Origin of the sequence: Paraburkholderia sp. (assembly GCF_034668105.1) — a bacterium.
Classification (GTDB): domain Bacteria; phylum Pseudomonadota; class Gammaproteobacteria; order Burkholderiales; family Burkholderiaceae; genus Paraburkholderia.
In genome coordinates, this window is record NZ_JAXDPY010000340.1 from 1 (window position 1) to 7,474 (window position 7,474).

7 protein-coding genes and 1 pseudogene are annotated in these 7,474 nt (G+C 60.5%); 5 read left to right on the plus strand and 3 right to left on the minus strand.

Annotated features, from left to right (window positions below):
• Both QOC89_RS15465 and QOC89_RS15470 read right to left on the minus strand, forming a co-directional pair.
• Positions 1-395: pseudogene (locus QOC89_RS15465) on the minus strand (hypothetical protein); the annotation flags it as partial.
• A complete protein-coding gene (locus tag QOC89_RS15470) occupies positions 373-2,106 on the minus strand; it encodes a DUF6531 domain-containing protein (RefSeq protein ID WP_323045807.1) in 1,734 nt (577 codons plus the stop codon). The gene QOC89_RS15470 and the pseudogene QOC89_RS15465, both read right to left, overlap by 23 nt.
• Before the next feature lie 407 nt (positions 2,107-2,513).
• Between QOC89_RS15470 and QOC89_RS15475 the strand changes: the two genes are divergently transcribed.
• Both QOC89_RS15475 and QOC89_RS15480 read left to right on the plus strand, forming a co-directional pair.
• Complete coding sequence (locus QOC89_RS15475; protein ID WP_323045808.1) at positions 2,514-2,801, plus strand: hypothetical protein; 288 nt, start codon at positions 2,514-2,516, stop codon at positions 2,799-2,801.
• A 104-nt stretch (positions 2,802-2,905) separates the two neighbouring features.
• The gene (locus QOC89_RS15480; RefSeq protein WP_323045809.1) at positions 2,906-4,591 is read left to right on the plus strand and encodes an acid phosphatase; all 1,686 of its coding nucleotides are present in this window, start codon (positions 2,906-2,908) and stop codon (positions 4,589-4,591) included.
• A 95-nt stretch (positions 4,592-4,686) separates the two neighbouring features.
• Here the strand turns inward: QOC89_RS15480 and QOC89_RS15485 are convergent, their stop codons facing one another.
• Complete coding sequence (locus tag QOC89_RS15485) at positions 4,687-5,358, minus strand: DUF4410 domain-containing protein (RefSeq protein WP_323045810.1); 672 nt, start codon at positions 5,356-5,358, stop codon at positions 4,687-4,689.
• A 160-nt stretch (positions 5,359-5,518) separates the two neighbouring features.
• Between QOC89_RS15485 and QOC89_RS15490 the strand changes: the two genes are divergently transcribed.
• The 3 genes from QOC89_RS15490 (at position 5,519) to QOC89_RS15500 (ending at position 7,251) form a co-directional block, all read left to right on the plus strand.
• Entirely contained in the window at positions 5,519-5,878 is a 360-nt protein-coding gene (locus QOC89_RS15490) for a DUF3564 domain-containing protein (RefSeq protein WP_323045811.1), read from the plus strand.
• 370 nt (positions 5,879-6,248) lie between these two features.
• Entirely contained in the window at positions 6,249-6,998 is a 750-nt protein-coding gene (locus QOC89_RS15495; RefSeq protein ID WP_323045812.1) for a DNA/RNA non-specific endonuclease, read from the plus strand.
• Positions 6,991-7,251, plus strand: coding sequence for a hypothetical protein (locus QOC89_RS15500; RefSeq protein ID WP_323045813.1), 261 nt, complete (start codon positions 6,991-6,993; stop codon positions 7,249-7,251). Before QOC89_RS15495 ends, QOC89_RS15500 begins: the two co-directional genes overlap by 8 nt.
• Positions 7,252-7,474 lie beyond the last annotated feature (223 nt).

A 7,474-nucleotide genomic window follows, 5' to 3' on the forward strand; every position in this document is an offset into this window, starting at 1 on the left:
CCGCGCTGCGCATCCCTAAGCATAATGCTCATTTCCTCAAACGTCAGTTGGGGCGGAACTTCGGCACACGGTTGAGCCTCCGGTTTGCCCGTATGCCTAAACATTGCCCAAATCGGATCGCGGGCCAGTTGAAATGCTGTCCACGCAAGCCGGGGGCCGGCATAGAAAGCGCACTCCACGCAAACCGGCTCCAACCCCGGCTCCTGAACAAACTGAAGCGCCTTAACCCATCCAAGCAGACTGGCTGGGGGCCCCACGGGATCGCTGCCTGCTTCATAGTTATCAAGCCACTGACCAATTTCGTCACTGCTGATTGGCGCTGCGACCGCACCGTTCTTCGACACCGTGCCAGTACGCGACACCACCCGGCCCTCAGCCGAATAACCGTAATTCACGGTCAGCAGGCGGGCTAATCCACCCGTCGCGTTCGTCGCCTTCGTTATAGGTGAACCGCGCAATCCGCCCTCGCGCGTCATACGCAATACGTGCCTCGCGATAATTGCCGTTCTGTCGCGTCACACGGTGTGCGGCATCTCGTTCTGTGTCGCCGAAGAGCCATCCGGTTACGAGGTTCTGCGCTGTTTCCCGATTCCCCGTGCTGTCGTAGAAATAGACCCAGTCCTCCATCATGACACCGTTGACGTAGACCTTCGCTCCAGCCACCCGGTTAAGCGCGTCATATCGCACGCCGATGGTCTGTTGCTGACCCGACGCCACAGCGTTGAATCCGTTTTCGCCGGTTGAATCGCTCGTGCCGAACTCGCTGAGTCCCGTCACATTGCCATTCGCGTCATAGACGAACGCTCGCATCCTGCCCGGCGATGCAATCGTCGAAGGACGGAGGGATGTCGCATCCGCGTAGCGGACCGACGTAACCGAGGTGCCCATCAGCGGGCTGCGGACCACCGCACGAACCGGGCGACCGGTGTCGTCGTAGACATACTGAGCGCTACTACCGCTCACCCCAGTCTGCGACGACAGATTGCCCGCCGCGTCCCACGTCGTGCCGGCTGCGCCTTTGGCCGATCCGGTCGTGGTTGGCCTTAGCATGCCGCCGATCGACGCGAAGTTCATCGCGAGGCTGCTCTGGCCGTAGCTGATTGTAGTTGTACCGTCGGCGTAAGCGAACTGCACATTGCGCGATGAATCGGGATGACTAACTGCACTCGCACGGCCCTGCGAATCGTACGTCCAGGTGGCGATACGATTACCGGTTTCATCAATCTCGCCGGTCAGCGCATTTTTGAACCGCACGTCGTCATAGACATATCGCCGCACATTGCCGTCAGGCCACGTGACTGAGACAAGATTGCTGTTCGTGTCATAGCCGTACTGCGTCAACCCGTTCGCCGGATCGGTCAAGCGGACAAGCCGACCTTTGTCGTCGTAGCCGAGCCGAAGCGTCAGGTCGAATTTGGCGATTGCATCGTCGCCGTGCTGGCTGATTGCGGTAAGCCGGCCCGAGCCGTCATAGGTCAGCGTCCTGACGAACCCGGTCCGGGTACGCTCCGAAAGCAGGACGCCCTGAGAAGAGTACGTTTCGGTGGTGTCGCTGGAGAGGTTGATGAGTGCCCAGCCCGACCCGTTCTGTGTCAACGCGAGACCTGTGAACCCAGCCGTACGCCAGTAGCCGCTCGACCAGTTGAACGTGACTGGCTCGCCACTTTCCCGATAAGCGACGACCTTTGATGAGCCGCCATTGTTCGCGCCGGCAAGATTTAATTGACGCTGCCAGCTATGAAACCAGACCGGCCCCATCGCATTTGTGGACGCGCGGAGCGAACTTGAACGGTAGGTGCGTGAGAACACCATAGGCATGTCATCGCCACTAACGAAATCCGTGCTGCTGAGCGTGACGGCACCGCTGCCTGGATACACGGGGTCTGCAACCGGACAGGACTTTTCCGGCTGCGGATCCGTTTCCCCGGCGCACCATTGCTTGATGAGATCGATGTCATTGAGGCACGCATAGCCGCCGAGCCCGCCCGGCGAATTACTCGCCGCGTCGACAGGACATGATTTGCTTCCCTGAATTGCGCCTGATTTTGCGTAGCGGCTTGTGCAGTCGGACCTGTAGTCGGCGTTCGCGCCGAAGGCGACCGACATCAATGTGACGGCGATCAGGAGGCGAGACAGCATGACAGCCGCACCGCCCTGTAATTTCCAAACTCTCATTCTTTTCCTTTAGTTGTTTGTCTCGCCAGCGAAGGCGTAAGCACTTTTAAGGAAAATGGAATATTTTTGAATGCGACAATTCCGAAAAATCTGATTGCCAGTTCAGCTCGCCGTGACTGGCCTGCGGCGCGCTCGAGCCGCCGTCGGATCATCCTGCCGCGTGTGCAGGAGAGGAAAGATGCGTTCCGACAATCCCGGTGCGCCCAGAATCGGCACAATCAGTTGAAAGCACACCGCACTCATTTTCGTTTCCCACGGTGCTATTCTTTGATCCGGTCCATCGCGCAAGGTCTCATTGCCGCGCGTTGGTCACCGCCAGGTGTCCGGAGGCCACACCCATGTCCGAATCCATCCAGATCCAGGTTGCCGACTCGCATCTTTATCCGGGCTGCGCAGTGCATATCGCGCAGCTGCCCGAGCCGGCTCATGCAATGGCGGCGGTAGTCGAATTCGCGGACGGCTCCGGCGCGCACGCCACTTGCCATCGGCGCACGTTCGACGAACTCGAATTAACCGTCGACGGTTACGCAACGCAGCGCCGCCATCCCGTCGACGCCAGGCATTGGCTTCTGCTTGCCGTTGACGCAACGCACAACAGCTGGCGCGTGAAGCGACGACTACCTTAGTTTCGCCAGGCCTACTGGCCACTTCGTATCTGAACCCGGTGCCGTGCACTCGCCGCCCCGAGCGGCAACCAGACTGCCCGTCACGCTAACTTCGAAACCTACCGATGACAGACAACGACTCCACCCTGCCGCCCAATCCCGACAACGCTCCAGAAGACCCCGAGCGCCGCCGCGTCCTGACCGGGCTCGCGGCGGTCGGCCTCGGACTCGCACTGGCCGGTTGCAAGACCGAGCAAAGTGCCGCAGGCGACATGGCGCCGCGCAGCGCCGCCGACCTGCGGCTCGACGCCGCGCTACACGACCAGGTCAAGCACATCGTGGTGATCTATGCCGAGAACCGCAGCTTCGCGAACCTGTATGGCAACTTTCCCGGCGTCCAGCATCCACTCGATGCGGTGAGCGCCGAGCGCTATCTGCAACTCGACCGCGACGGCAAGACGCCGTTGCCGCGCCTGCCGGCAATCTGGGGCGGCCTCGTGCCGCAAGCGCAGGAGGTGGACGGCAAGCGCTACATGATCGGTGAGAAAGATATCGGCAACCTGCGTAACGGGCCGTTCCATATCACCGACGCGCAAGGCGCGCCGCTGCCGAATGGCGTGATCACGCGCGATCTCGTGCATCGCTTCTATCAGAACCAGATGCAGATCAACGCCGGGCGCAACAACCAGTTCGCCGCATGGGGCGATTCGGGCGGCCTCGTGATGGGACATTATCGGAGTTCCGCCGACTCGCTGCGCCTGTGGAGTCTCGCGCAGCAATACACGCTGTGCGACAACTTCTTCATGGCGGCCTTCGGCGGTTCCTGGCTGAACCACATCTTCCTGATCTCGGCGCAAGCGCCGTTCTATCCCGACATCCACACTAGTCCGGCGAAGAAGATGGTCTCGGTCGTCGAAGGTGACGATCCGACCGGCACGCGCCTGAAGCAGGCAACCGACTCGCCGGCATCCGCGCTCGGCGGTCCGCCGAAATTCGTCAACGACGGCGCGTTTACCGCCGACGGCTACGCCGTCAACACGATGGCGCCGCCGTATCAGCCAAGCAATGTGCGCCCGGCCGAAGGCGGCAATCCGGCGTTCGCCGACCTGTCGAATCCGCGCGTGCTGCCGCCGCAAAATTACGCGACGATCGGTGACCGTCTAACGGACAAGGGTGTCGATTGGGCCTGGTACAGCGGCGCGTGGCAATACGCGTTGGAGCATCAGGACACGGGCGCGGTACCCGACTTCCAGTACCACCATCAGCCGTTCAACTACTTCACCAACTACGCGCCGGGCACCGCGGCGCGGCGCAAGTATCTGCGCGACGCGGGCCTGGGCGACGACGCATCGACCAATCGTCTGATTGCCGATATCGACGCGGGGCGTTTGCCCGCCGTCACGTTCTACAAGCCGCAAGGCGATCTGAATATGCACGCGGGGTATGCGGACGTCGCATCCGGCGACCGGCACATCGCGAATGTGATCGAGCATATTCAGCGCGGCCCGCAATGGGCAAATACCGTCGTGGTCGTGACCGTGGACGAAAACGGTGGCTGGTGGGATCCGGTCTCACCGCCAAAGGGCGATCGCTGGGGGCCAGGCTCGCGGATTCCGGCCTTGGTGGTTTCGCCGTTGGCGAAGAAACGGTACGTCGATCATACGGTGTATGACACGAATTCGATTCTTCGCTTGATCAGCCGCGTACATGGCTTGGCGCCGCTGGATGGCGTGGTGGCGCGCGATAGGGCGTTCGCGCAAAATGGGTTGGCGCCGCTCGGCGATTTGACGGGTACGTTGAATCTGGCGTGAACGGTTCGCTCTGCCGCATGTTTGCGGCGGCGTGTCTGTATGAGTGTATATGCCTGCGGTGGCACCGCAGGCAAATCACCCCGCTCGGTGCAGAATCACTGCGTCAGCCCGTGCAGCTTCGCGATCACCGAATCCGAAATCTCCTGAGCGGTTTTCTTGATCGTCTTTTTTTCGTCGCCGCTCGCCATGACGAACTTGGCCGCGATCACATACGGATTGAGTTTGATCGCCGCGCCCGGCTTAGGCTTGCTGTCCGCTTCTTCAACTGCCTGATAGAGCGGCGGCAAAGCGGCCGCGCCAAGGCTGTCGCACGAGACCGCCACCTGAATATCGTTCTGGCCCGCGCCGAAACCCACCATGGCGCGCCTTAGACGATTGCCGTCGTCGACACTCAGAAACACACCGCGCACCTGCCAGCCTGTTGCCGCCAACGGTTGTCCGGGCGCGCTGCGGCGCGCATCCACGCCGCCTTTTTGCAGATCCGCCGTCAGCGCCTCCGCCATTTCGTTGACGATGTCCTTGGCGTGGTTCTGCGGATTCGAATCGTGCCCCAACGGTCCTGGACCACTCGGCAGCAAACCGCGCAGACGGCGCGCGCGTTGGCCCGGTCCGCTGTCGGGCGTCACGTTGGCCACATCGAGATCGAAGTCGGACACATAGACGACCGGTTTGGGCGTGGCGAAGGGGACGCTGTCTGCCGCGGCGCTCAGCATGGATGCGCCGAGGCATCCCGCCAGCGTCGTGAGTTGCAGAAATCGACGCAGCATGGCGCGCCTCCGCGAAGGTCTGATAGACGCGGCTATCGTACCGCCGTATGCACGGTGCGTTAGTTTTTTTCGTGCCTGATCGTCATACCTTTTGCCTTGCATAACACGCGTTGCGGCCTAGACTGGTAGATCGAGACTTCGCAATTTGTACGGAACTGCCATGCGCCTAACCATCCTTATCAACGGTTCCGATCCCACCGTTAGCCACGATTACGCTGTGTTATGGCTCGACACCGAAGAACACCGGTGGTCGAGAGAAGCGCATCAAGGGATCGATCTGCCCCCGTGGGGCGAGTTGCGCGATGACAATGGTGTGACGACGCTCTGTGCACCGAGCACGGATGCGCCGCTTTGCACACTGCGTGGCTTGCACGTCGACCGGAAACAACGCGTCAGCGCGGCGCAAGGCGCCGCAGCGTGGACCGCCTTGCCCACGCGCGCACCGGCCAGCGGCTTCTGGCGCTTACAAGCCGTCGACCGGCAGAACGTGCGCGCCGAGAACAGTGTATTCGGCAATTAGGTTCCTGCACTTTTTCGCCGGTGAAGTTTTTAGTCATCAGTCGCACGGTCGTGCGCGAGTGCGTTCGTGTGTTCGATCGACACCACGCGCGCTCTACATTCTGCGTTGCGCATTTAAGCCGCTCTTAAGTTTGCATGCGTAGAGTTTGAAGTCCACGCATTAGGGTCGCTGCAAAGCGGCCCGTTTTTTTTGGTGTGGCGTTTTTTGATTTCTTTCTGCGCGACATGCGCTTCCTACGCTCGCATCATTTTTCATCGCCGCGCACGGCGCAAAAGCCGCTTTCTTTCCCCTGTGTTTTCCTGCGTGCGCCTCGCTCGATACGCGCTCGCGACGCTATACTTGCGCCCCCGATCCCTCGACTGACCGACACATGAAGAAGTGGCTTGCCTGTCTGCTGTTCGCTGTTGCCGCTCACGCAAACGCGGCGCCTTCCTGCACCCAGTTCACCCCGAACGCGCAATGGCCGGTTCTGACCAATCAGAAGATGGCGCCGAAAACGCGCATGCTTTGCTATAGCGATTTCGCTGTACTTCATTCGGGTATCACGCACGGTCCGCTGTGGTCCGCCGAGCATCTGACGCGCGACCATATCGAAGCCGCCAAAGACATGGTGCGCACCAACAAATTCTTCGAAGATGCGCGTTTGCCCGACGGCGAAGGTGCAACGCTCGCTGACTATAAACGCAGCGGCTTCGATCGCGGGCATATGAGCCCGGCGGGCAATCGCTGGAATCAGGAAGCGATGGCACAATCGTTTTCGCTGGCGAACGTCGTGCCGCAGAATCGCGAGAACAATCAGCGCTTGTGGGCGCGCATTGAAACGTCGGTGCGCCGGATCGCGATGTCGTACGACGAGACCTATGTCGTCACCGGACCGATCTTCAGCGGCCAGCAGTTGCAAACCATCGGACCGACGCGCGTTTTCGTGCCGACGCAATTGTTCAAGGTGGTCTATGTGCCGTCCCGGCAAATGGCGTTTGCGGTCATGGTGGACAACGTCTCGACCAACCGCTATGACATCAGGACGATTCACGAACTCGAGGCGGCCTCGGGTATCCGTTTTCCGGGTATTCCAGAGAATCTCAAAGATCAGCGACCGGGAGGACTAAAAGGTGTTTAAACCCTATTCGAACGATGACGACGTGCTCAACATCCAGGGCGATGCACTCACCGTCAGCAATGGCACCAAGCGCGTGGTGCTGAACGGAACGCTGGAGCTGACTCAGGATCAGCGCGGACTGAAAGCGGCGCTGGCACTGAAGGAAGCAATCGATGCGGTGGTGGCCGCATTGCAGGCGCAAACCAATTTGCCGGCGAAGCTGAAGGACGAGCCGGATGCGAAGCCAGGTGTCGTGCAGAATCCGTTTCAATAGCTTCATCAGTGGTATTCGGCGACGTGAGCCAACATCACAACGCGTCAGCGGTTCAACGCTGCTGACGCTGCCGCCGTACTTCATCTCGCCGTCGCCCTCGAGTTATTCAGAACTCCAATATGTATCCGCCGTTACGTTTTGTCACCAGAGCATCGTCAACTGTTGTCTTCCGGCCGACGTTAAACCGGCAGCGCTGAAATATCTCAGCCGCGACACAAGAAAT

What these genes read in the sequence shown, in the direction of transcription:
- QOC89_RS15470 (WP_323045807.1), bottom strand. Translation starts at nt 2,106, where the DNA reads ATGTCGGTCGCCTTCGGCGCGAACGCCGACTACAGGTCCGACTGCACA.
- QOC89_RS15475 (WP_323045808.1), top strand. Translation starts at nt 2,514, where the DNA reads ATGTCCGAATCCATCCAGATCCAGGTTGCCGACTCGCATCTTTATCCG.
- QOC89_RS15480 (WP_323045809.1), top strand. Translation starts at nt 2,906, where the DNA reads ATGACAGACAACGACTCCACCCTGCCGCCCAATCCCGACAACGCTCCA.
- QOC89_RS15485 (WP_323045810.1), bottom strand. Translation starts at nt 5,358, where the DNA reads ATGCTGCGTCGATTTCTGCAACTCACGACGCTGGCGGGATGCCTCGGC.
- QOC89_RS15490 (WP_323045811.1), top strand. Translation starts at nt 5,519, where the DNA reads ATGCGCCTAACCATCCTTATCAACGGTTCCGATCCCACCGTTAGCCAC.
- QOC89_RS15495 (WP_323045812.1), top strand. Translation starts at nt 6,249, where the DNA reads ATGAAGAAGTGGCTTGCCTGTCTGCTGTTCGCTGTTGCCGCTCACGCA.